19 protein-coding genes are annotated in these 21,720 nt (G+C 54.8%); 7 read left to right on the forward strand and 12 right to left on the reverse strand.

All coding sequences use genetic code 11. From position 1 onward, the window contains the following. Positions 1-10: 10 nt before the first annotated feature. The 4 genes from QMG93_RS10485 to QMG93_RS10500 all read right to left on the reverse strand — a co-directional run bounded on the left by QMG93_RS10485 (position 11) and on the right by QMG93_RS10500 (position 5,208). Positions 11-1,234 carry a Ger(x)C family spore germination protein gene (locus QMG93_RS10485; protein ID WP_281936089.1) on the reverse strand — a complete coding sequence of 408 codons (1,224 nt, stop codon included), beginning with the start codon at positions 1,232-1,234 and terminating at the stop codon, positions 11-13. Next, entirely contained in the window at positions 1,227-2,333 is a 1,107-nt protein-coding gene (locus QMG93_RS10490; RefSeq protein WP_281936091.1) for a GerAB/ArcD/ProY family transporter, read from the reverse strand. Before QMG93_RS10490 ends, QMG93_RS10485 begins: the two co-directional genes overlap by 8 nt. Positions 2,334-2,373: 40 nt before the next feature. Next, complete coding sequence (locus QMG93_RS10495; RefSeq protein ID WP_281936092.1) at positions 2,374-3,948, reverse strand: spore germination protein; 1,575 nt, start codon at positions 3,946-3,948, stop codon at positions 2,374-2,376. Positions 3,949-4,077: 129 nt separating this feature from the next. Continuing rightward, positions 4,078-5,208, reverse strand: coding sequence for a hypothetical protein (locus QMG93_RS10500; RefSeq protein WP_281936094.1), 1,131 nt, complete (start codon positions 5,206-5,208; stop codon positions 4,078-4,080). Positions 5,209-5,410: 202 nt separating this feature from the next. On the opposite strand from QMG93_RS10500, the gene QMG93_RS10505 reads away from it, so the two are divergent. From QMG93_RS10505 to QMG93_RS10515, 3 genes are all read left to right on the forward strand, one after another. Continuing rightward, on the forward strand, positions 5,411-6,139 hold the full coding sequence (locus QMG93_RS10505; RefSeq protein WP_281936374.1) for a polysaccharide deacetylase family protein: 729 nt from the start codon (positions 5,411-5,413) through the stop codon (positions 6,137-6,139). Between the two features lie 64 nt (positions 6,140-6,203). Continuing rightward, complete coding sequence (locus QMG93_RS10510) at positions 6,204-6,926, forward strand: class I SAM-dependent methyltransferase (protein WP_281936096.1); 723 nt, start codon at positions 6,204-6,206, stop codon at positions 6,924-6,926. 45 nt (positions 6,927-6,971) lie between these two features. Next, positions 6,972-7,742 carry a nucleotidyltransferase domain-containing protein gene (locus QMG93_RS10515; protein ID WP_281936098.1) on the forward strand — a complete coding sequence of 257 codons (771 nt, stop codon included), beginning with the start codon at positions 6,972-6,974 and terminating at the stop codon, positions 7,740-7,742. Between the two features lie 68 nt (positions 7,743-7,810). Here QMG93_RS10515 and QMG93_RS10520 read toward each other — a convergent pair whose 3' ends face one another. From QMG93_RS10520 to QMG93_RS10540, 5 genes are all read right to left on the reverse strand, one after another. Next, positions 7,811-10,051: a PAS domain-containing sensor histidine kinase gene (locus QMG93_RS10520; protein ID WP_281936100.1), complete on the reverse strand. Its 2,241-nt coding sequence runs from the start codon at positions 10,049-10,051 to the stop codon at positions 7,811-7,813. A 192-nt stretch (positions 10,052-10,243) separates the two neighbouring features. Then, positions 10,244-11,206 carry an ABC transporter permease gene (locus QMG93_RS10525; protein WP_281936102.1) on the reverse strand — a complete coding sequence of 321 codons (963 nt, stop codon included), beginning with the start codon at positions 11,204-11,206 and terminating at the stop codon, positions 10,244-10,246. Beyond that, positions 11,207-12,283 carry an ABC transporter permease gene (locus QMG93_RS10530; RefSeq protein WP_281936103.1) on the reverse strand — a complete coding sequence of 359 codons (1,077 nt, stop codon included), beginning with the start codon at positions 12,281-12,283 and terminating at the stop codon, positions 11,207-11,209. After that, a complete protein-coding gene (locus QMG93_RS10535) occupies positions 12,276-13,814 on the reverse strand; it encodes an ABC transporter ATP-binding protein (RefSeq protein WP_281936104.1) in 1,539 nt (512 codons plus the stop codon). Before QMG93_RS10535 ends, QMG93_RS10530 begins: the two co-directional genes overlap by 8 nt. Before the next feature lie 90 nt (positions 13,815-13,904). Next, positions 13,905-14,963, reverse strand: coding sequence for a BMP family lipoprotein (locus tag QMG93_RS10540; protein ID WP_281936106.1), 1,059 nt, complete (start codon positions 14,961-14,963; stop codon positions 13,905-13,907). Positions 14,964-15,216: 253 nt separating this feature from the next. Here QMG93_RS10540 and QMG93_RS10545 point away from each other — a divergent pair, with 253 nt between their 5' ends. Continuing rightward, entirely contained in the window at positions 15,217-15,702 is a 486-nt protein-coding gene (locus tag QMG93_RS10545) for a CcdC family protein (protein ID WP_281936108.1), read from the forward strand. A gap of 61 nt (positions 15,703-15,763) precedes the next feature. On the opposite strand, the gene QMG93_RS10550 is transcribed toward QMG93_RS10545, so the two are convergent. After that, on the reverse strand, positions 15,764-16,783 hold the full coding sequence (locus tag QMG93_RS10550; protein WP_281936110.1) for a Gfo/Idh/MocA family protein: 1,020 nt from the start codon (positions 16,781-16,783) through the stop codon (positions 15,764-15,766). A gap of 27 nt (positions 16,784-16,810) precedes the next feature. Beyond that, positions 16,811-17,584, reverse strand: a complete 774-nt coding sequence (locus QMG93_RS10555; RefSeq protein WP_281936112.1) for a sugar phosphate isomerase/epimerase family protein — start codon at positions 17,582-17,584, stop codon at positions 16,811-16,813. Positions 17,585-17,721: 137 nt separating this feature from the next. On the opposite strand from QMG93_RS10555, the gene QMG93_RS10560 reads away from it, so the two are divergent. Beyond that, a complete protein-coding gene (locus tag QMG93_RS10560; protein ID WP_281936114.1) occupies positions 17,722-18,528 on the forward strand; it encodes an AraC family transcriptional regulator in 807 nt (268 codons plus the stop codon). Positions 18,529-18,546: 18 nt separating this feature from the next. Here the strand turns inward: QMG93_RS10560 and QMG93_RS10565 are convergent, their stop codons facing one another. Beyond that, positions 18,547-18,774, reverse strand: a complete 228-nt coding sequence (locus tag QMG93_RS10565) for a 3-dehydroquinate dehydratase (RefSeq protein WP_281936116.1) — start codon at positions 18,772-18,774, stop codon at positions 18,547-18,549. Positions 18,775-19,033: 259 nt separating this feature from the next. Here QMG93_RS10565 and QMG93_RS10570 point away from each other — a divergent pair, with 259 nt between their 5' ends. Together QMG93_RS10570 and QMG93_RS10575 are read left to right on the forward strand one after the other, a co-directional pair. Continuing rightward, positions 19,034-20,140, forward strand: coding sequence for an amidase domain-containing protein (locus tag QMG93_RS10570; protein ID WP_281936118.1), 1,107 nt, complete (start codon positions 19,034-19,036; stop codon positions 20,138-20,140). 77 nt (positions 20,141-20,217) lie between these two features. Next, a complete protein-coding gene (locus QMG93_RS10575; protein WP_281936120.1) occupies positions 20,218-21,714 on the forward strand; it encodes an oligosaccharide flippase family protein in 1,497 nt (498 codons plus the stop codon). Positions 21,715-21,720: the final 6 nt, after the last annotated feature.

Below are 21,720 nucleotides of genomic sequence, written 5' to 3' on the forward strand. Positions count from 1 at the left end.
CAATCGTCTCCTATCGGTTCGAACGGTTTACCGTTCCGGTCCGGCGAATAATGACACGAGGCTCCACTTGAATTTCGCACTGCGTAAAGTAGCGCTTCCCTTTTTCCCAATTATCGCCGATCTGTTTCCATACTTTGTAATGGTTCTGCTGCAAGTTGACGCCAAGCCCAATCGCATCCGCCTGAAAATCTCGCTGCAGTTTGCGGATCACCGACTTCGTCAACCGCATGATCTCCCGCTCCGCCGCCTGCTCTACCCTATCCACCGATTTTCTTTTCAATAAATCGAGCGACTGCGCGTAGCTTTCGCCTATGGCGCCCTCCGCTTCGATACCAATTTGAAAACGAATGTGCTGCGGGTCGCTGACGTCGGCGGTGATGGTTCTCTTCTTCATCGTGAGATCGCATACGACCAGCTTATTTTTGACTTCGGCTTTCACATTTCCGGTCCGAAATTTCCCGGTGAGCAGGTTAAGGCCTTCCGTCTCTTCCGGCCCAAGCGCCCCGGCCATTTGCGAGTTTTCTCCCCGGATTACGGCCGCCCCTTCGAGCTTCACCTCGTGCCTGTCCTCTGCGCTCATCATCCGCTGCACGACAAAGCTTCGTTCACCGAGCAAATGCTCATGAATGTCCCCCAGCTTCGTTTCCGGCAAAATACTGGCGTTCCTTACGCTATTCTCCGAAACGGAATTGATGTACATGACCGGCAGCTTCTCGTTGCTGGGCTCGACATTCAATATGTTTCGAGCTTTACCTGCCGTAACAAATACCTTGGCGCTGCGCCGCATCTCGGGCTCACGCAGGAAAAAATCCAGCACGCGGGCGAATTCATGGTCGTTCCCTGCCACCTGATCCGAGATTGCAATCACTTTTAAATGCTCGTAATACGGATAGCGGCTCGCACGCCCCGCAAGCTGCTTGTCGATATCGAACAAGGCGTCTCCTTCCGACGTCAGGTTCAGATAAGCCTGGCCCGAGGCGGTACTTTTCGAACCGCCTGCGCTCTGCAGCTTGCCCGGTACGACGAATTGATACGTTACCGCATATCGCGCCTTGCCTCGGGGGCTCTTCTCCAACTCCGTTTTTCGCTGTTCCGCCTTTTGGGACGTTTTTGGAACATCAATCGCAACACCGATCACAAAGCCGCGCTCTTCGATTTCGACACGATCCCAGCATCCCGCCGTCAGTACCAGAAGAACCAGCGTGAACAGAACGGAAACCGGCGTCTTAAGCACTGCCCGACACCCCCCTAAGCTTGGCAATCCCAAGCAGCAGCGAGGGAATCAAAATACCGACGAACAAATCGACATAGCTGAACAACCGCCCATAAGCGGCAAGCTGCGTTAAATCTTTCGGCAAATAACCGGCCAGATAAATGAACGGAGCCAAGGCGAAAGCTATCGTCCGTTTGCTTGACCGGCGAAAAAACGTGCCTGCGATCCAAACGCAAATGTCAAGCGTCATCGCGGCGGAATTAAAGATCGTCATTAACCAAATCGTAAAAAAAAACGACTCGAACCGTTCGAGAATCGCCCCGGGTACCTCGATTTCTTTGGCCAGCTCCACCGCCGGATACTGCAGCTCCGCCGTAGCCTTGGCCGAGAAGACGCCTATCGTCACGATGAACAATGCCGTATAAAGAATAAGCGGTATGGAGATGCCGATGACAGCGGCCTTGACCGTATCCTTAGGACGGTTCATTAAAGCGGCATAAAAAACGACACATTCAAAACCTAAAAACGAAAACAAGCTTTCCTTGATGCCTATGCCCAATTTCTTCCAATCACTGATCCCTATGGGCTTCAACTGCTCGAATTCGAAAAAACCGGCATTCATCACAAGCACCAGCACAAAAACGACGATGACGAAGGGAAGAAAAAGCAAATTCAGACGCACGATCCCTACCCGCGGTCCGGATGCCGCATAAATGACAACCAGAAAAAAAATGAGGCCGATAACTTCGACAGGCGTACGTGCAAATAAATATTCTTTAGCAACCTCCGCCGCCCCCCGCACCTCATAGCTGGAGAACATGGCAAACGCGATGAAGAAGAATACGGATAAGACGGCAGCCAGCGATTTCCCGACAATGCGGGGCGCAAATTCGGTGAACGGCTGCTTGGGAAAGCGAAGCGCCAGCTTCGCCAAAACCCACGTTAAGATCATGATCATTAGGCCGGCAATCAGAATGGCGATCCAGCCGTCCGACGAGGGCACCACTTTAGCGACGCCGCGCGGCAGCGTCAATACGCCGAGGCCGAGAATCATCGAAGCGACGGAAAACAGCAGTTCCGTACCGTTAATCTCATCATCGCCGTATTCGAACCGTCTCACGTGAAGTCCTCCGTTTCCGTCAGGTTGTCTTCCTGCTTTTTTATTCCTGTCCCTTCGGTCCACCCTTTTTGTTCATCCGCACCTTGTCCAGCGTCTGCATGAGCTGCGGCCGTTTTTCGAGCACCGTAACCGGCGCGCGCAGAATCAGATCCTTCCAATCGTTCCAAAAGAACGGCGCGAACGGCGCGGTAAACGGAATGCCAAAGCTCTTGAGGTTCACGATATGGATGTTGATCATGATATACACGAGCACGATCCCGTACAAGCCGAACATGGACGCGGCCAGCATGATCAGAAACCGCAGCATGCGAAGCGAGATCGCAAACGAATAGGATGGCAGCGAAAACGAACAAATGGCCGTTATGGCAACGACGATAACCATGATCGGGCTAACGATGCCCGCTGCTACTGCCGCTTCCCCGATCACAAGCCCGCCGACGATGCCGATCGTTTGTCCGATAGGCTTGGGCAGCCGGATGCCCGCTTCGCGCAGTACTTCCAGCGTCACTTCCATCAGCATCGCCTCGACAACGGCCGGAAACGGCACGCCTTCGCGTGAGCCTGCGATCGAAAAAGCAAGCTTGGACGGGATCATGCCTTGATGATATTCGACGAGCGCAATATACAGCGCAGGAAGAAACGTCGCCAAAAAAGCGGAAACCGTCCGCAAAAGCCGCATCAACGAAGAAATGAGCCAATGATGATAATAGTCTTCCGGCGATTGAAACATGGAGCCGATGGTGACCGGCATAATCAACGTAAACGGCGAACCGTCGACCAATAGAGCAACCTTTCCTTGCAGAAGCGCCGAAGCCGTTTTATCCGGGCGTTCCGTGCTGTGAATCAGCGGAAACGGGGTAAGAAAGCTGTCCATCAACCACTGTTCGATATAGCCGGAGCCTTCCGCCTCATCCATGTCGATGGTTTCCAATCGCCGCTTCGCTTCCGCGATCAGATCGGGATGTGCGATGCCGTCGATATAAGCAAAAATGACTTCCTTCCTCGATCTGTGGCCGATGCGGTAGGAGAGGTAGCGCAGATGAGGGTCGCGGAGCCGACGGCGCACCAATGCCGTATTGGTCCGCAAATTTTCCGTGAAACCGTCCCTCGGCCCCCGAATAAGCGCCTCCGTTTGGGGCTCTTCCACCTGTCGTTCCTGCCAACGCTGGCTGCAGATTAGCAGCGCGTCGGACGTACCGTCCACCAGAAGCGCCGCAAGCCCGGATAATATGCTCAGCATCGTTTGGTCCAGAGAATCGACCCGATCGATGCTGTTTACCGATAGGATCTCTTTGTGCAGTAGGTCAAGCAAGGCGCTGCCTTCGGCGGGGGCCGTGTGGGTTTCTAACCATCTTCCAGTTAAAAGCACCCGGAGCACCTCTTCGTCCAACAGATCGGCATTAATCAAGCCGTCGATGGAAATTAAAGAGCAGAGATGCTTGTGCGGCCCGATCCTGAATTCGCGGATGATCAGGTCGTTGGGAGAACCCAACAGCTCTTTGATCATGGATACGTTGTGCGTGACCGATTCCGTTAAACGGGCTATTGGTTCTTGCGGAGTCTCGCCGGCTGTCTGCTGCTTCCGAAGCCGCTGGCGGAATAAAAAACGCAGCATAGCAGTTCCCCCTCCCCTCATCGATCCGAACCACCGCTATGTAGCAGATTATTCCTGAAAACCCTGCATTTTATGCACAAAAATGCCCCGTCGTATCACGCCGGTGAGTACGCGACAGACGGGGCGGACTTATTTGGCCAGGGCAAAAAAAGGAGGCTCGATACGCTCGATGACCCATCTGGCACTCTCGTCACTGCGTTTCAAGTGAAAGGTTAGCTTCTGCTTTTTCGGTCGACGGCCGACCTCATGGACCGTCACATCGACGGGCAGCTCCAGTCCGAGCCGGCCGCTTGGATCTTGATCGCGGAACGGATCGATTCGGCGGATGACCTTAATCTTGCTTATGTCACTTATATAACGCTCGAGCTGAGGGTTCGCCGTATCGCCGAAAGCGTATCTCAGCAACTGCGGGTCCTGTTGATTGATCGCGATCAGGAAGCTGTCCGCCACGGCATAAGGCGAAGCAAGCCTGAAGCCTTCCTCCAGGCGGCCTGCTGCTTTGTACACCATCCATTGATGGTCGGGGTCCACATGTTTGGAGCGATGGGTCGTGCTCCCCAGAAAATGGACGCAAAAATGCCCTGAAAACCCGTTGCCGGGAATGCCGTCGCCGCCATGCGGCATGCCATGCATCGAAGCGGCAAACGACCGCCCGTCCTTTTCGACCAATACCGCTCTCCGTTTCCAGCTCCAAGCCCCTTTATAGATCTCTTTCATTACCGCAGTATCCGCTTTGGTCAGTGGCTGCATGTCCGCATGACTGCTGCCGGCGCGACGCTGCGCTTGAAAGGCGAGCCCCGTCTCCAAGTCGACGATCCGGCATACCGCTTTCATGGCAACCGTCTGACGCGCTTCCTCCCACGAAGCCAATTGGCCGTAATGGGCGGCACGGACCGCCTCCGCATATCCGTGAAGCCGATCTTTGAGAACCAGCGGTAGCTCCAGCGCTTGCCTATGCTGCGTATCGTACCAGTTCCCATGCGCGTCGATCGCATACCGGACCGTCGCTCCTTGCTTCTCCAGCACCGCATACACATCCGTAAGCGGCACCTGCTGCACAGGCCGTACCTTATCCGGCAGCAGCTTCTTAAGCAGCTTGGGCGATCGGACCGTCAGCTCGCTGCGCATGGCCGATTCGGGCGAAGCCTGTACGACGAAGGTGAGCTTGGCCGGAGCGGCAGGCGCTCCCGCGCGGACGGGCAGCGACCCGAGACCGATGCAGACCGCAGCCGCCGCCAAGATCAGAACCCCTTTTTTCATACGTTTCCTCCGTACCTTCAAGGATATGACATTAGCTTGCCGGTTCGATGGCATTTTCACACAAGGAAAAAGGTAGAAACCGAAGATCGTTATAATCCTCACCGGACAGGCCATCCTAAAATCTAACAATTGCGTTCAGGAGGGATCGGTCATTCGTAAGATCATTTCGGCAACGTTGGCGGCTGCCGCCGTGGGCCTGCTTATGGTTCAGACCTCCTCCGTTACGGCGGAGGACGCGCCTCACAAAGGAAGAGCCTACTACGAACAACGAGGCGAAGTCATCTGGGAAGTGCCGACGGCGGAAAAAGTCATTGCGCTTACGTTCGACGACGGCCCCGACCCGGATGATACCGCGCAAATTCTCGATCTTCTCAAGCTCTACGAAGCAAAGGCAACGTTTTTTCTTGTCGGCAACAAGGTTGAGAGGTCTCCGGAGCTGGTGAAGCGCGAAGCGGAGGAAGGCCACGAACTGGCTAATCATACGTATAGCCATACGTACTTTAAACGAAACGGATCCGTCGCCAAGCTGAAACAAGATATACAGCGCGCAGAGGAGGTCATCTTTGCCGCCTCCGGTCAGAAATGCCGTCTGTTCCGGCCGCCCGGGGGGTTCTACAACGAGAAGCTGATTGATATGGCGAGGAATGAAGGGTATACGGTCGTGATGTGGTCTTGGCATCAGGATACGCGGGACTGGAGTACCCCTGGAGTCGACAAAATCGTCAACAAGGTTCTCGGCAATGCGCGCAACGGGGATATCGTGCTGTTCCACGATTACGTGGAAGGGAAAGGCCAGACCGCCGATGCACTCAAAGAAATTTTACCCGAGCTGAAGAAGCGCGGCTTCCGTTTCGTTACCGTATCGGAGCTGCTGACCTACGGCAAAATGAAGCCCGTAAAAAAGTTGCGCACCCCGGACATCCATCCCTAACCGGATGCCCTCCCTTTCCATACAATACAGTGATCTGTATTTCGGAAGAGGAAGGAGCAGTGCGGTGAACTATTTGGATATGCTGTCCCGTTTGGGTGTTGGAAGCGCGCATCCCGGCGGCTTCTCCGCCACCGTGTCCCAGCTTTCCCGCTTTCCGCTGCCAACGGGGAGCCGGGTACTGGAGGTCGGATGCGGTACGGGAAGAACGTCTTGCTATCTGGCGAAGCAAGGGTTTGACATTATAGGGCTCGACCTTCGTCCCGGCATGCTGGCCAAAGCGAAGCTCCGGGCCGAAGCCGAGCAGCTTGACGTGAGGTTCGTGGAAGGAGACATCACGGCGCTGCCGTTCGAAGCCGCGACCTTCGACATCGTGCTGGCGGAATCGGTTACGAATTTTGCCGACATCGGGCGGGCGTTGGCCGAATATGGCCGGGTGCTCCGGCCCGGCGGTACTCTTTATGATCGGGAAGTGATCGCTACCCCCTCGATCACGGAAGAGGCTTACCGGAAGGTCACCGGCTTTTTTCAGCTGAACGACCTGCTCACGGAACAAAAGTGGATCGAACTGCTTCAGGCGTCCGGCTTTGCCGAGATCACCGTTTGCGACCGTTCCGCTTTTGTCCAACACATCACAGACGACCAAATTGCTTACCCCGATATGAATCAGGTCATCGACCCGGGAGCTGTGCTCGACGCATCCGTCTGGCAAACATCGATTGCACACGACGATCTGATCGCCGCAAACCACGATTACTTGGAGCACGCCCTGTTCATTGCCCGAAAATGACGGGCGTCATGGCGAAATGTAGCAATTTCAGGCCGGCTTAAGCATATGTTGAACTATCCTGATCAAGTCGAGCGTGATGCTACTATGAGCCTGTCGGGCCTCGAAGCCGCACAGCAGTTTGTGAATATGCGGTTTCCGCAAAGCGAAGCGGCCATTCTGGCCGGAAGTGTCGTCCAAGGCGGCGCGACGCCGGGATCGGACCTGGACCTCGTTCTATTCGATGAATCCCAATTGGGGCCATTCCGAAAAACTTATCGGGCTTTCGGATGGACCATCGAAGCGTTCGTATTGAATAAAGATACGTACCGCTACTTTTTCGATCAGGCGGTGGAATCGGCCATTCCCTCTCTGCTGCGGATGTGCTCGGAAGGCATCGTGCTGCACGGTCACGAACACGTCGCGGCCATCATCGAAGAAGCCAGACGCGATCTGGATGCCGGCCCCCCGGCCTGGTCCATCCAAGAGCTCGACCGGGCGCGGTATGAAATCGGCGAGACGCTGACGGACCTGGAATGCAGCGCCTCGCGAGCCGAAGGCTTGTTTATAACGGCAAAGCTCGCCGGGATGCTTGCCGAATTCGCACTGCGGACCGGCGGCTTCTGGATTGGAGACGGGAAATGGCTGCAGCGCAGCCTCAAGCAGTCGGACCCGGCCTTTACAGAAGAGTTGTACGAAGCGCTTGAAGCCTATTACCGGCTGGATCGCACCGAGCCCCTTTCCGCCTTCGTGCAAAAGCTGCTGGAGCCGTTCGGAGGCTTTCTTGTTGAGGGATATGCCGAAGGCGATGATCCGGGCGAAGAAGAAACCGGGCCGTAACGCAAAAACAAAGTGCTTCGTACGCATAACCTGCGGCACGGAAGCACTTTGTTTTTCGTTTTCCTTGGTTAATATCCGGCTCTTGGCGGATGATGCTCATCATACGCCGGGCCCTCCTTGGGACGAGCCTTGACCGGCAAGCGGATTTCGATCTTCGTTCCTTGCCCCTCCTCGCTGGCAATCGACATCGTACCGTCATGATTCTCAATAATCTTCATGCTCACCATCATACCAAGCCCGGTTCCCTGCTCCTTGGTCGTGTAGAAAGGCTGGCCGATGCTCGCCAGCTTCTCTGCCGGGATGCCGCAGCCTTGATCGATGACCCGTACGGCGATCTGCCTTCCCCCGGCTTCCGCAGCCACCTGCAGGGTCAGCTTTCCCCCATTCGGCATCGCTTCGACCGCATTTTTCAATAGATTAATAAATACTTGCTTGAGCTGGTTCTCGTCGCACTCCAGTAGAGGCAAGTCCTCCTCATATTCAGTAACGATCTCGATATTGTTCATAATCGCCTGCGCGTCGATGAGCGTAGCGACATGGCCGATCAGAGGGCGGATGTCCTGCGGACGAATTTGCGCCTCTTTCGGTTTGGACAGCACCAGCATCTCGCCAATGATTTCCTCGATCCGGTTAATTTCGGAGGAGATGATATCGAAATAATACGGCTTGTCCGACGCGTTCGATTTAAGAAGCTGAACGAAACCCTTGATCGCCGTCAGCGGATTACGGATCTCGTGCGCGATACCTGCGGCGAGTTGGCCTACAAGCGAAAGCTTTTCGGAGTGTTCCAACAGCTCCCGTGCTTTCTCGGCATCGGTAATATCCCTTACCATCACACGGGTCGCGAACCGCCCTTCGAACCAGGTCGGAAACGAGAACACCTCCACATCAATCGGCCGGCCTCCAACCGTCATGAGCTTTTGCTTCATGGGGGCCAGAGATTGGCCGCCCTCCATCATGCGAATCCGGTTGCGCACAATCGCGTGAAAGTCGGGGTGAAGAAAATCGTAAACCGACCGGCCAAGCAGCTCCTCCGGAGCGGATGCCTCAAGCAGCTTTACCGCCGTATCGTTGGCGTAAACCCACCGGCTTGCTTGCTCGATAAATACCGCTACGGGCAACTCCTCCACCAGCGACTTGTATTTTTCTTCGCTATGGAAAAGCTTTTCCTGCGCTTGCATTCGCTCCGAAATATCCCGCGCCACGGCCACAATGTTGCAAACGTCGCCGTGCTGGTCCCGAATAAATTTAATGGAGCTCTCGTACCAAATGTAATACCCCTGTTTATGCCGCTTTCGGAGCATATGCCGGCTCTCGTCCGAACGGGCCGCGGCGACGGATTCGGAGGCGTGCCTAAAATCCTCGGGATGAACCAGCGATTGTCCCATAACGCCGATCAATTCCTGCGGATCATACCCGAGTTGCGTATACACAGCCGGAGAAATATACTGGACGCGGCCGTTCGGCGCACAGAGCGTAATAATGTCCTGACTGTGGGACGATATCAGCTCGTACCGCCTTTGGCTTTCGCACAAATGCTCCCAAAGCTTTTTTTGTTCGGTAACGTTTTTGCTGATGCCCTGCAGCGCCGTAATCCGACCGTTCTCGACAAAAGGAATGACGGTCACATCAAGGTTCAGGTATTGCCCCCACCGATCGATCCCAACAATGTCAAAACGCTGGGGTGCTCCTTGAGCCACCATCGCCAAGCAATCGCGAACCTTGCCGTGCTCCGAGGCGTCGATCATCGTGCGGTAATGAAGCCGCATCTGCGCGATTTCCTCCCGCGTATAGCCTGCAAGCTTCTCGAACGCGTGATTCACATCCATATAATAACCGTCCAAGCTCAACACAAACATCGGATCGGGATGATTGTCAAACAACGAACGGTAGCGCTGTTCGTACAGCTGCCAGCGGTCGGGATTGCAAGCCGAGATATGTGCAATATAGAAAGTAAGCGCTTCATTTTGTTCGTACGAACAACGCGTCACACTAACCCAAACGGGTATGGCGTCCCCTTCCCGATGAAGGAAGCGAAGAGATCGTTCATGAGAACTCTCATCCTGGACATCGTGCGTCAATTCCTGCCAAAACTCGGCCCAGACGGCGCCATCGTCCGGATGGCAAAGCTGGGCGACCGCCCGTTCTTTCAAACTCGGCTCCGTCTCATCCAAGAGCCGGCACAACGCCGGATTGGCCGCAAGACAGCGGCCGCCGGCAGAAACGAGAGCTATCGCATTTGGACTATACTGAAAGGTTCGGTAAAAAAGAGCATGTGAAGTGAGGTCCAAGTCCACGTCAAAGTTCATGCGTGCCTCCTGTTTCGAGCCTGCAGTTATCAGAAATGATCGATAATCGAGAGGCACCCGACCGTTGCGGGCTGCCATGTCCTATTAGTTAACATTCTATGGAAAAGTAGTTTCTCCTCCCGTTTTCACAAAAAAAAGAACAAGACCGCGAACGCTCCGTTTCGGAACGTTGCGTCCTTGTTCGCAAAAAAATTATCGTTTGCCAGGTTCGTAAGGCTCGCCAAGTGAAGCGGGCGGCACTGCCCGGCCTACGGCGCCGGCAAGCACCAGAATCGTCAGCACGTAAGGCAGCATGAAGAGGAACTCCATCGGAATGCTCTTGGCAAAATCGAACAGCTGCACGAAGTTGCGAAGCGCTTGAGCAAAGCCGAAGAAGAGCGCGGCGCCCAACACGCCGACCGGGTGCCATTTGCCAAAGATCATCGCCGCAAGAGCGATAAACCCTTGACCGGAAATCGTATTATGCGAAAAGCTGCTCGTCGTTGTCAGCGTAATCGTCGCCCCGCCAAGTCCGGCAAGCGCTCCGCTGATCATAACGCCGATATACCGGTAACGGGAGACGCGGATACCCATCGTATCAGCCGCGCTCGGATGCTCCCCTACCGATCGCAAACGCAAGCCGAACGGCGTTTTGTAGATGACGTAATAGGTCACGGCCACCAAAATGAGCGCCAGGTACGTCGTCGGATAAGCTTTAAAGAAGGCCTCGCCGATCAGCGGGATCGAAGACAACCCGGGTATTGCCACTTTAGTGAATACCGCATTCAGCGTTTCCGTTTGTCCCGACCCTTCGAAAAGAATTTTGACCAGATAGACCGTAAGCCCGGCCGCCAAAAAGTTGATGACGACGCCGCTGACGACTTGGTTCGCATTAAACGTGACCGTCGCGACGGCATGAATCAGGGAGAAGGCGACTCCGAATATAATAGCGGCGATCAGGCCAATCCACGGTGCCGCTCCATCCATCCCCGCCTTCTCGGCGAAATGCGTGGCAATGGCGGCGGCGAATGCGCCGGATACCATCAGCCCTTCCAGGCCGATGTTGACAATGCCCGACCGCTCCGAGAAAATACCGCCCAAGGCGGCAAAGATCAGCGCAGTGGAAAATACCAGCGTCGTGTTGATCAGCTCGCCGAAGATATTCAATGCATCCATCTAAGCCGCCTCCTCTTTTTTCCGTTTGGCGTATATCGGGAGCAGTACCCAACGCACGATACCGTGAGTGGCTACGAAGAAAATGACCGAGCCGATAACGACGCGGATGATTTCCGGCGGAACGTCCGCAGCGAAGCTCATCCCGGCGGACCCGTACGTTAGCGAGCCGAACAACACGGCCGCCAGCACGACGCCAAGCGGAGTATTGCCGCCCAGCAGCGCTACCGCAACCCCGTCGAAGCCGTAGCCCGGCGAAGCGGCCATCACCGTTTGGTAATGGAACACGCCCAGCACATCGACGACGCCGGCCAGTCCGGCAAAAATACCGCTGATAAACATCGATTTGATGATATTGCGGTTCACGTTCATTCCCGCATAGCGGGCGGCGTGCGGGTTATGTCCGACGGCGCGCAGCTCATAGCCTTGCTTCGTCTTCCACAGCAGCACGTAGAATACCGTCGCTGCCGCCAAGGCAATGAACGTGCCCCAGTGCATCCGGGCGTTGCCCATCATTTCGGACAGCCAGCCGAACGAGAGCGAGGCCGAATCCTGTGTCGGGTACGAACGCTGTTGTCCCGGCTGCAGCAGAAATTGATTGACCACATAGTTGGACAAAAACAGCGCAATCCAGTTCAGCATAATCGTTGTGATAACTTCGTTCACGCCGCGCTTCGCCTTCAAATAACCGGCAATCGCGCCCCACAGCCCGCCAACCAGCGCGCCGGCTACAACGGCAAGCGGCACATGGATAAACCAAGGCATCTGCAGCTTGATCCCGATGACGGAGGCTGTGGTCATGCCCATCATGAACTGTCCTTCGCCACCAATATTGAACAACCCGGTCCGGAATGCAAAAGCAACGGACAGTCCCGTCAAAATAAGCGGAGTAATTTCGCGGATCGTCTCACCGAAATCGTAAGGGTCTCCGAATACTTTGCTCACCAGCGCGCCATAGGCGGTTAGCGGATTGTAGCCGCCGGCCAGCATCACCAGCGCTCCGAAGAGCAGTCCCATCAAAATCGCGACAAGCGGGACCAACGCCGAATCTTTGGTTACGATTTTAATCAATTTATCCATGGTCGGTCCCTCCTTGTCCATGTCCGCCGGCCATCAGCAGCCCCAACTCTTCTTCATTCGTCGTTTCGGGGTCCACCTCGCCGACAATCTGGCCGCTGTGAATGACTGCAATCCGGTCGGATACGTTCCGGATCTCATCCAGCTCGAACGAGATCAGCAGCACGGCTTTCCCTTGGTCTCTGGCTTCGATCAGCTTGCGGTGCACGAATTCGATGGCGCCGACGTCCAGCCCCCGGGTCGGCTGCGCCGCGATCAGCAGCTCGGGATCTTTGTCCAGCTCGCGGGCGATGATCGCCTTCTGCTGGTTCCCGCCCGACAGCGCGCGCGCCTTCGTATGGATGCTTGGCGTACGCACGTCGAACTCGCTAATCAGCCGCTGTGCCTGCGTCTCAATCGCCTCGCTGTTCAAAAAGCCGCCACGGTTATACTTCGGCAGGTAATACGTCTCCAATACCATATTCTCGCTCATCGGGAAGTCCAGCACGAGTCCGTGTTTATGCCGATCCTCCGGAATATGCGATACGCCGGCTTCGGAGACGAACCGCGGAGACCGGTTGGTCAGCGGCTTGTCCTTCAGTATGATCTCTCCGCTGTCCACGGAACGCAGCCCCGTCAACGCCTCGATCAGCTCGCTTTGTCCGTTTCCGTCTACACCCGCGAGTCCGAGAATCTCTCCGGCCCGTACCTCGAGCGAGAGGCTGTTCAACGCGGGAAGGTTCCGGTTATCCTTAACCGACAGGCCGCGGATCTGCAGCACCGGAGCTCCCGGCGCAGCCTTGGTCTTATTAACCTTGAACGTAACGCTGCGCCCGACCATCTTCTCGGCAAGCTGCTGCGGATTCGTTTCGGTAACCTTCACCGAATCGATAACCTTGCCGCGCCGGATAATCGTGCAGGTATCGGCAATCGCCATAATTTCCTTCAGTTTATGTGTAATCAGAATGATGGATTTCCCTTCGGCGGCGAGCCGGCGCAAAATATCCATCAGCTCCTGAATTTCTTGCGGCGTAAGCACGGCGGTCGGTTCGTCGAAAATCAGGATGTCCGCTCCGCGATACAGCGTTTTCAAAATCTCGACACGCTGCTGCATCCCAACGGAGATATCTTCTATTTTTGCTTTCGGATCGACCATCAGGCCGTACTGCTCCGAGATGTTTCTGACCTTCTCGTTCGCTTCTTTATAATTGATGGAAGCGCCCTTCCGGGGCTCGCTACCGAGAATAATGTTTTCCGTCACGGTGAACGGCTGTACGAGCTTGAAATGCTGATGCACCATGCCGATCCCCAGCTCGATCGCCTTCGTCGGGCTGTCGATAGCGGCTTTGCTGCCCTTCACCCAGATCTCGCCCTCGTCCGGCTGGTACAGACCGAACAAAATGTTCATCAGCGTCGATTTGCCTGCTCCGTTCTCGCCCAGCAGCGCATGGATCTCTCCCTTGCGCAGCTTCAAGCTGATGGAGTCGTTGGCCGTAATGCCGGGAAAACGCTTCGTAATCCCTCGCAGCTCGACCATCATGTCGGGTGAACTCATGAGCTTCCCTCCCCGCAAAATGTACAAGTCAATTCAAGGTGCAAATCAAACGACAAGGCCGGTGGGTCACCAGCCTTGTCGAATTGGAATTTATTTTTCCGGAACTTTGATTTCGCCTTTGACGATCTTTTCTTTATATTCGTCTACTTTCTTCAACACGTCGGCCGGTACGTTCTTCTTGGAAGTGTCCGGCAAGCCTACGCCGTCGTCTTTGAGACCGAGGACAACGTTTTTGCCGCCTTGGAATTTGCCGTCAATTACGTCCATGGTCACGCGTTTCACTGCTTGGTCAACACGTTTCACCATCGAGGTCAGCGTCACATCGTCTCCGAATTCAAGCGATTGGTCCTTGTCGACGCCGATGACCCATACTTTTTTGCCTGCTTTGACACGGTCTTTCGCTTCGTTGAACACGCCGTTGCCCGTTGCGCCGGCCGCATGGAAAATGATGTCCGCGCCGTCGTTATACATCGTTGCCGCAGCGGCTTTGCCCAAGTCCGGCTTGTCGAAAGCAGCCGCATAGATAATGTTTACTTTCGCGTTCGGATTTACCGCCGCAACCCCTGCCTTAAAGCCTACTTCGAAACGCTTGACGACCGGAATTTCGAGGCCGCCGACGAAGCCGACTTTGTTTGTTTTGGTCATCAGACCGGCAACGACGCCGGTCAGGTAGGAACCCTCCTGCTCCGCAAACGTTACGGATTCGACGTTCGGCCCTTCCACGACGTTATCGATGATCGCAAAGTTCGATTTCGGGTTTTGCGCCGCAACCGTCTTAATCGCGTCGCCCATCAGGAACCCGATCCCCCAGGTCAGATTGTAGTTGTCTTTCACGTATTGATTGAGGTTAGGAATAAAGTCCGCGTCGCTTTTGCTTTGCAGGTATTTCACATTGGCGCCGGTTTCTTTCTTAATTTCGTTCAAGCCTTCCCACGCGCTTTGGTTAAAGGACTTGTCGTTTACGCCGCCGATGTCGGTAACCATGCCGATGTTAAATTTTTCCCCTTTTTTGCTGGCTCCCGCTGAGGACTCCGAAGGCTTGGAGCTGCCATTGGCCGCATCTTGCGGCGCCGGCTTCGTTCCGCATCCGCTCAGGACGAGCGTAGCCGCGAGCATAAGGCCTGCCGTCGATTTGAACCATGTTTTCATTTTTTGTTTACCCCTTCCATGTATCTGTATGTAAGCGTTAAAATAAGTTCTGTAGCAATCTCCATTATAATGGTTTTATTTAACCATCGTCCATATGTTTCTGAACAAAATTTCAAAAAAAACGCAGATTTTGTTACAATTCTGCGCCTGATGTCGTTTTTCCATTAGAATAACTTTCTTTACAATTGTAGAAAGCCGCAGGCCTGCAATGATATAATGAAAAATAGCGACGAGTATTAGGAGGGATGCGTTCATGTTCCAGTTCGGCGCGCTTCATCTGCAGGCGGTATCGGGCATCGGCATGGCAGCCATGGCGCTGCTTGCGATATTCGTTCGGACGCGGGCCAGCCGCAAGCCGGTCTCCCCGGCGAAAATCGTCATGCCGCCCATCGGCATGAGCACCGGCTTTCTCATGTTTGCCGTACCAACTTTCCGGATCCCTGCGCTGTGGGCGCTGCTTGCCTTGGCCGCGGGGCTGTTATTGTTCTCTTACCCGCTTATCCGCAGCTCCAAACTGGAGCTTCGCGGCGGTGATGTGTACGTTAACCAGTCCAAATCGTTTATGTTCGTGCTGCTCGGGCTCCTCGCCCTGCGCCTGGCGCTGCACAGCTACATCGAGCAATATATATCGATTCCGCAGACAGGAGCGCTCTTCTTCCTTCTGGCTTTCGGAATGATCGTTCCTTGGCGGGCCGCCATGCTTCTTCAGTACCGCAAGCTGCGGCGGGCAGCCGCTTAACAGGTCTACGGTCCATGAGAAAAGGCAGCTCTTCGCAACGAAGAACTGCCTTGTTTCGTTATTACAGCCTGACGACCTGGCCTGTAGCCTGCGATTCGAACGCCGCCAAAATCACCTGCAGCGAACGCATGCCTTCTTCCCCGGAAATGCTCGGCGGGGTTTTCGTCACGATCGATTCCACGAACGCATCGATCACGCCGCTGACCGTCTGCTTCTCGTTGGTCGCAATGGCGCCCACCTTATGCCGCTCGATCGAACCGTTGCGGAGCTCCACGATAATTTGATCATCTGGATGCGTATCAATTTTCATGATGCCGTTCTCGCACCAGAGCACTGTGCCGTTGTCCCCGCCTTGGTAATAGGTCCAGCTTGCCACAAGCGTACCGATGACACCGCTCTTCATGCGAAGCACGCAAACCGCGTTATCGTCTACGTCCGTTCCCGCTTTGTCGAGCGTGCCGATGAAGCCGGCGACATCCGCCACTTCGTCATCGAGCAGCCAGCGGATCAGGTCGGATTTGTGTACGCCCAGATCGCCCATGGCGCCCATAATCGCTTCATCCTTGCGGAAAAACCAGCTATCCCGGCCGTCGACGCTCCAGCTTTCCGGCCCCGGGTGTCCAAATGAAGTACGGAACGTCAGCACTTTGCCGAGAGCGCCCGCGTTCAAAATCTGCTTGGCCTTCATATGGTGAGGCATCAGCCGCTGGTTGTGGCCGACCATCAAATAAACGCCGTTCTCCTTCGCCGCTTCGATCATCGCCAGCGCTTCTTCTTCCGACGCAGCCATCGGCTTTTCGACCAGCACATGCGCGCCAGCCTTCGCTGCCGCAATCGATACCGGAGCATGGAGTGCATTCGGGGTACACACACTCACCGCATCGGGTTTTACCTCGCGCAGCAGCGTTTCATAATCAGTGTAAGCTTTTGCCCCGTATTGTCCAGCGTAATGCTCGGCTCTCTCCTGAACCGGATCGCAAAAAGCGACCAGCTCCACATGGGGATTTGCGGCGTACTCGGGAATGTGACGGTGTTTGGAAATCGCGCCGCAGCCGATCACGGCCACTCTCAATTTGCTCATGGATTTCAGGCTCCTTCGGTTTGTTAATTAAATTTGTTGCAAATAGTTCGTTTTCACCCACTGCAAGCTGTTCGCTACGCTTTGCAGCGGAGGCTTCTGGCATACGTCCTGCTCGACGACGAGCCACTCTACTCCTGCTTCGGAGGCGGCGGCGATGACCTTAGGCAGGTCGACGACCCCTAAGCCGAGCTCAAGCGTCTTCATCTGCCCGTTGTCGTCTTTGCCGAAATCTTTCAAGTGCAGCAGCGGCAGTCGGCCCGCGTATTTCGGAATATAGGCCAGCGGGTCCTGTCCGGCAAACTGCACCCAGCAGACGTCCATTTCGACCTGCACCGCTTCGGGAGAAGTCGTTTCGTACATCGCATCGAACACATAAGAGCTGTCGACGTTCATCTCGAATTCGAAAGCATGATTGTGATAGGCAAAAATAAGCCCCTGCTTGCGCACTTCCGTTCCCGCTTCCTGCAGAAAAGCAAACAGCGATTTCCAATCTTCTTCAGTACGGCGGTCTTCTTCGGCCACATAAGGGCAAATCAAATATTGTCCGCCGATCGTTTTTAAATAATCGATTTGGCCCTGCAGATCGTCCCGCAGCTGCTGCAAGCCGACATGGCTGCCAATCGCTTTAATTCCAAGCTCCTGAAGCAAATCTCTCAGCTCTTCCTTCGCCAAACCGCCGTATCCGGCAAATTCGACGCCTTCGTAGCCAAGCTCCGCCACTTTCCTCAACGTGCCGCGAAAATCGGCGGCGGTTTCATCCCGCAATGTGTAAAGCTGAAGCCCAATGCCCATTCTTCTCATCGTGAACACTCCCTGATTTAGGAATAGCTTACTTATTTGCTTTCATCATACACGAGAATAGCCTAAAATGAACATAAACGATATAATCGCAACATCAACAATTTTGCTATTAATTTGCGAATCGGAGAGAGACGGCTATGGAAGCGGAAGTGTTCACATGCGGTTACTCGTATCATGCGCAGCGGTTTCATACCCATTATAAAACCGGGCTGCCGCTCTACTTGTTCCGGCTGCAGACGGAAGGGGCCAGCGAGGCGGTGATCGACGGCAAAACGCACCGGCTCGGACAAGGGGATCTGCTGCTGCTAAATCCCGGAAGAACCTACGAACTATTCGTAGACGAATACGAAACAACGTCAAAGGGAAGAACGATTTCCAGCGGGGATTACTACTTGATCTGCGGAGGCCGTTGGATGGATCAATGGTGGAAACGCGGAGACAAGCCAACGCTCTCGCGAATCGATCCGGGAGAGCAACTGTTGGCGCTATGGCGGCACCTAATTATTGAAAAGCAGCGCCCGGCGGACAAACAAACCGGCGAGCTCGTCGGCTGCTTACTGCAGGCCCTTTGCCTGTCGCTCGAGCGCGCGGCGACGGAAAGCGCCCCCTCCTACGGCCGGTCCTTCACGGCGCTTCGGATGAAGCGGTTCGTGGAGGAGCATGCCACTTCAACGTTCAAGGTAGAGGATGCCGCGCGCCACGTAGGGCTCAGCGTATCCCGGGCGGTACATCTGTTTAAGGAATGCTATGGCAAGACGATGCTCGAATACGCGCTCGAAATCCGGCTAGCCGCCGCTCTAGAACGGATGAAATATACCGCCATGACGCTTGAACAAATTGCCGAAAGCTGCGGGTTCGGCGGATATTCGTATTTTCACCGGGTATTCAAGGACAAGTTCGGCATTTCCCCAGGCGCTTATCGAAGCGGCGAACGGCGGGAATAAAAAAAAGTCTCTCTTATTTTAGTAGAGAGACAAAGCAAGCGAATCTTTTTCGTTAAACGAATGCAAAATGGCCTCGCAGCCGATCACTTCGATGCTGATTAACGTTTGGAGACATTTTTTCAGCGTCCGTCTTCCGTTTTCTACCTTTTTATCCAGCGCCAGCTTAAGGAGCTTCAATGTTTTTTTATTCAAGTTGTCGGCGAAAACGGGGATCTCTTTGTTTTGAATGGTTACAAAAACTTTCATCCTCACACCGTCCCTACATCATATTTTACTAGTTACTAATAGAATAAATTACGATCATTAAAATAAGCTTAAAATAATATTACAATTTGTCAACAAGTTTCTTAACCCTTTCTTAAAGTCCCGTTCGCACCGTGTTCCTCGCGACTTTTCACATGCGCTGGTTCCGGAAATCGGCAAGCCAAGTAAAAGGAAGTATGTTTTCCCCGATTTTTCTCATACTAATGCGAGATTGAATGTGTGATGGGATGGAGGGAACGGCATGCGCCGTATCGCTTGGATCATTGTCTTCTTGCTGATGTTGGGCCCGTTTCAGGCCAGCGCCGAGCCTTCGTCGGAAACCGAGGAAGTCCGCAATTTTCTTACGGAATTATACCGGGCTCGATCGGAATTCCTAATCCGGGACGTGCCGATCGATACCTTTTATTACGAAAAGGTGCCAACAAGCCAGCAAGCCCTGTATCTTGAAAAAAAACGGAAGGCTTATTTTCAAGCCTGGGCCAGCAAAAGAGACATCGTTGTCCATACCGTCGAAGGGACATTGAAGATTTTTCGTATCAGGCCCACCGATTCGCTGGTCAAAGTATCGCTCGTGAACAGGATGAAGATCACTTATTCCTATGCCCAAGGCAATGGAACGCAGGCCGAGTTCGGACTCGGAACACGGCACGTTCTTACCTTAAAAAGAGAAAACGGGCAGCTGCGGGTACTCAAAGAATGGTTCCTCGATCCGCTCGACATCGATGCGGACGATGCATGGCTTCACCAGCCTTCTTTCGCCTCGGAGCCGGAAACGGAAAGTCTGAAGTCCGATACGGTTTCTCAATCCTCAAAAAAGAGGCGATACAACCGAGAGAGGGCCGTGGCGTATGCCAATAAGTACGCCGGTTCGGCATGGGGGGCCGGAAACGATAACCGTTACAATCCGAAATACCGCGATTATACCGGCATCGGCGGCGATTGTACGAACTTCGTCTCCCAAGTCCTCGGCGATCCGACTGAAGGCGGAGGGCTGCCCATGACGCACACGTGGAGGTACAGCGGCGGCAACGGAAGCCGGGCATGGGTAAGCACCGACGCTTTAAAATCGTTTCTCCTTTATTCCGGTTACGGGAAAGTACTCGCCAGCGGCACCTTCGACCAAATCGTGCGCAGCCCTTCGGCGCCCGACATCTGGACCAAGCTGAAACCTGGTGACCTGATTGCTTACATGTACAACAACGATGTGGACCATTTTGCCGTCGTCGTAGACAAGGATGAGCGGGGACTGCCCTTGATCAACTGCCATACGACAGACCGCTACCACGTTCCCTTTGATCTGGGCTGGGAAAATTACACCCACTTTGTATTGATTCATATCAACGATTAGAGAAATCATACGGCCGCCGCCTCGGACATAAGATGAAAGTGGACAACACTTTCCGTCCGGCCGAGGTGGTGATGCGGATGATTCTGCCCCCGATATTCAAACAGATGGCGCTTCGGACAAGCGCAATGTTAATTGTGAAATTGCTCGGGCTGCTCCTCCGCATTCCGTTATTTCGTTATCTGGGTCCGGAAGGAGTGGGCTTATATCAGATTGCCTACTCGTTTTACGGCCTCGTCCTGACCTTGCTCACCGGTGGCATGCCTATGGCGCTGACCTTGTTCACCGCCAAAAACGCCGGAAACGGCTGGCGGATTTACCGCAACATGTCCGTGCTCTACCTCGGGGTATGTACGCTGCTGTGCACAGGCTTCTTCCTGTTCACGAACGAAGTTGCGCTTCGGCTCGGCAACGAGAAGCTGGAGCTGGCGATCCGCATGTTCTTGCCTGCGCTCTGGCTCGTTCCGCTGCTAAGTCTGCTTCGCGGGTATCTTCAAGGCCTGGAAGCATTCGGGGCTATCGCCGCCTCCGAACTCGTCGAGCAATCGATCCGGGTCGGGACCATCCTGCTGCTCCTCTCCATCGGCACGAGCCTCAGCATGTCACAAGCCTTGGGCACGGCCGCGCTGGGCGCATCGACGGGGGCCGTCTGCGCCTTGGCTTTCCTGCTTATGATGCTGCTTCGCTATTCACAGTCTTCCGCGAGTACCGTCTCAGGCCAAGCAGAGCCGAATCACAGTCTCCGCTTGTTCGCGCATACGACGCTTGCCTTGACGGCCACCCGGCTCATCATTCCTTTGTCGGATTTCCTGGAAGCGTCCATCGTTCCTATGCAGCTCCAGGCCTCTGGACTCTCGTCGGGACAAGCACTTGCCATATTCGGCGAAATGACGGGCATGGCGATGACGATCGTCTATATCCCGACCCTGATCACGTTTTCGCTTACCCATACGCTGTCCCCCAAAATCGCCGCCGATTGGCAGGCCCGGCAGTTCGAGCGCGCCTTCCGGAGAATCGGCAAGGCTCTAAACCTAACCATGCTATGGGGAATCAGCGCGTCGCTCTTCATGTTTACCTTTTCCGAGGAATTGGCGCACCTGCTGTTCGACCAAGCGAGGCTTGCGACAGCGATTCGCTTGCTTTCGCTCTGTCCGCTTCTTGCGGGACTGCGAGAAGTGACGACAAACGTTCTGTGGGCCGTCGGCCGAAAAAAAGAGCCGATGCGCGGCATTCTCGTCGGCATTGTCTGCTCCATGACGATGCTTTACGTATTGACCGGTATTCCCGGATGGGGCTATACCGGGATCGCGGCAGGCGTGCTGCTGTTTGAAACGATTCCGGTGCTATGGAATCTTACCGTACTCCGCCGCGATCTGCAGCTGTCCTTCTCCGGGAGGATGCTTGTCATGAACGCCGTGATCCTGCTGCTGCTAACCGGCGTCGTTACGCTTTGGGGAGGCCGGCTGCTGCCCGCCGCGGGCTTCTCTGGATTGCCCCTGCAGCTGACGCTCATGCTTCTGACGTTCGCTTGCTCCGCCGGTTATGTTGCGCTCGTCGCGCTGACGCGTCAAAAGTAGCGGGGC

It is taken from the genome of Paenibacillus tyrphae (genome assembly GCF_027925525.1).
GTDB classification, from domain to species: domain Bacteria; phylum Bacillota; class Bacilli; order Paenibacillales; family NBRC-103111; genus Paenibacillus_G; species Paenibacillus_G tyrfis_B.

Bases quoted from the DNA above. Each gene is read 5' to 3' on its own strand.
- QMG93_RS10520 (WP_281936100.1), bottom strand. From the start codon at position 10,051: ATGAACTTTGACGTGGACTTGGACCTCACTTCACATGCTCTTTTTTAC.
- QMG93_RS10565 (WP_281936116.1), bottom strand. From the start codon at position 18,774: ATGAAAGTTTTTGTAACCATTCAAAACAAAGAGATCCCCGTTTTCGCC.
- QMG93_RS10555 (WP_281936112.1), bottom strand. From the start codon at position 17,584: ATGAGAAGAATGGGCATTGGGCTTCAGCTTTACACATTGCGGGATGAA.
- QMG93_RS10550 (WP_281936110.1), bottom strand. From the start codon at position 16,783: ATGAGCAAATTGAGAGTGGCCGTGATCGGCTGCGGCGCGATTTCCAAA.
- QMG93_RS10515 (WP_281936098.1), top strand. From the start codon at position 6,972: ATGTTGAACTATCCTGATCAAGTCGAGCGTGATGCTACTATGAGCCTG.
- QMG93_RS10505 (WP_281936374.1), top strand. From the start codon at position 5,411: ATGGTTCAGACCTCCTCCGTTACGGCGGAGGACGCGCCTCACAAAGGA.
- QMG93_RS10530 (WP_281936103.1), bottom strand. From the start codon at position 12,283: ATGGATAAATTGATTAAAATCGTAACCAAAGATTCGGCGTTGGTCCCG.
- QMG93_RS10545 (WP_281936108.1), top strand. From the start codon at position 15,217: ATGTTCCAGTTCGGCGCGCTTCATCTGCAGGCGGTATCGGGCATCGGC.
- QMG93_RS10495 (WP_281936092.1), bottom strand. From the start codon at position 3,948: ATGCTGCGTTTTTTATTCCGCCAGCGGCTTCGGAAGCAGCAGACAGCC.
- QMG93_RS10540 (WP_281936106.1), bottom strand. From the start codon at position 14,963: ATGAAAACATGGTTCAAATCGACGGCAGGCCTTATGCTCGCGGCTACG.
- QMG93_RS10535 (WP_281936104.1), bottom strand. From the start codon at position 13,814: ATGAGTTCACCCGACATGATGGTCGAGCTGCGAGGGATTACGAAGCGT.
- QMG93_RS10560 (WP_281936114.1), top strand. From the start codon at position 17,722: ATGGAAGCGGAAGTGTTCACATGCGGTTACTCGTATCATGCGCAGCGG.
- QMG93_RS10525 (WP_281936102.1), bottom strand. From the start codon at position 11,206: ATGGATGCATTGAATATCTTCGGCGAGCTGATCAACACGACGCTGGTA.
- QMG93_RS10570 (WP_281936118.1), top strand. From the start codon at position 19,034: ATGCGCCGTATCGCTTGGATCATTGTCTTCTTGCTGATGTTGGGCCCG.
- QMG93_RS10575 (WP_281936120.1), top strand. From the start codon at position 20,218: ATGATTCTGCCCCCGATATTCAAACAGATGGCGCTTCGGACAAGCGCA.
- QMG93_RS10500 (WP_281936094.1), bottom strand. From the start codon at position 5,208: ATGAAAAAAGGGGTTCTGATCTTGGCGGCGGCTGCGGTCTGCATCGGT.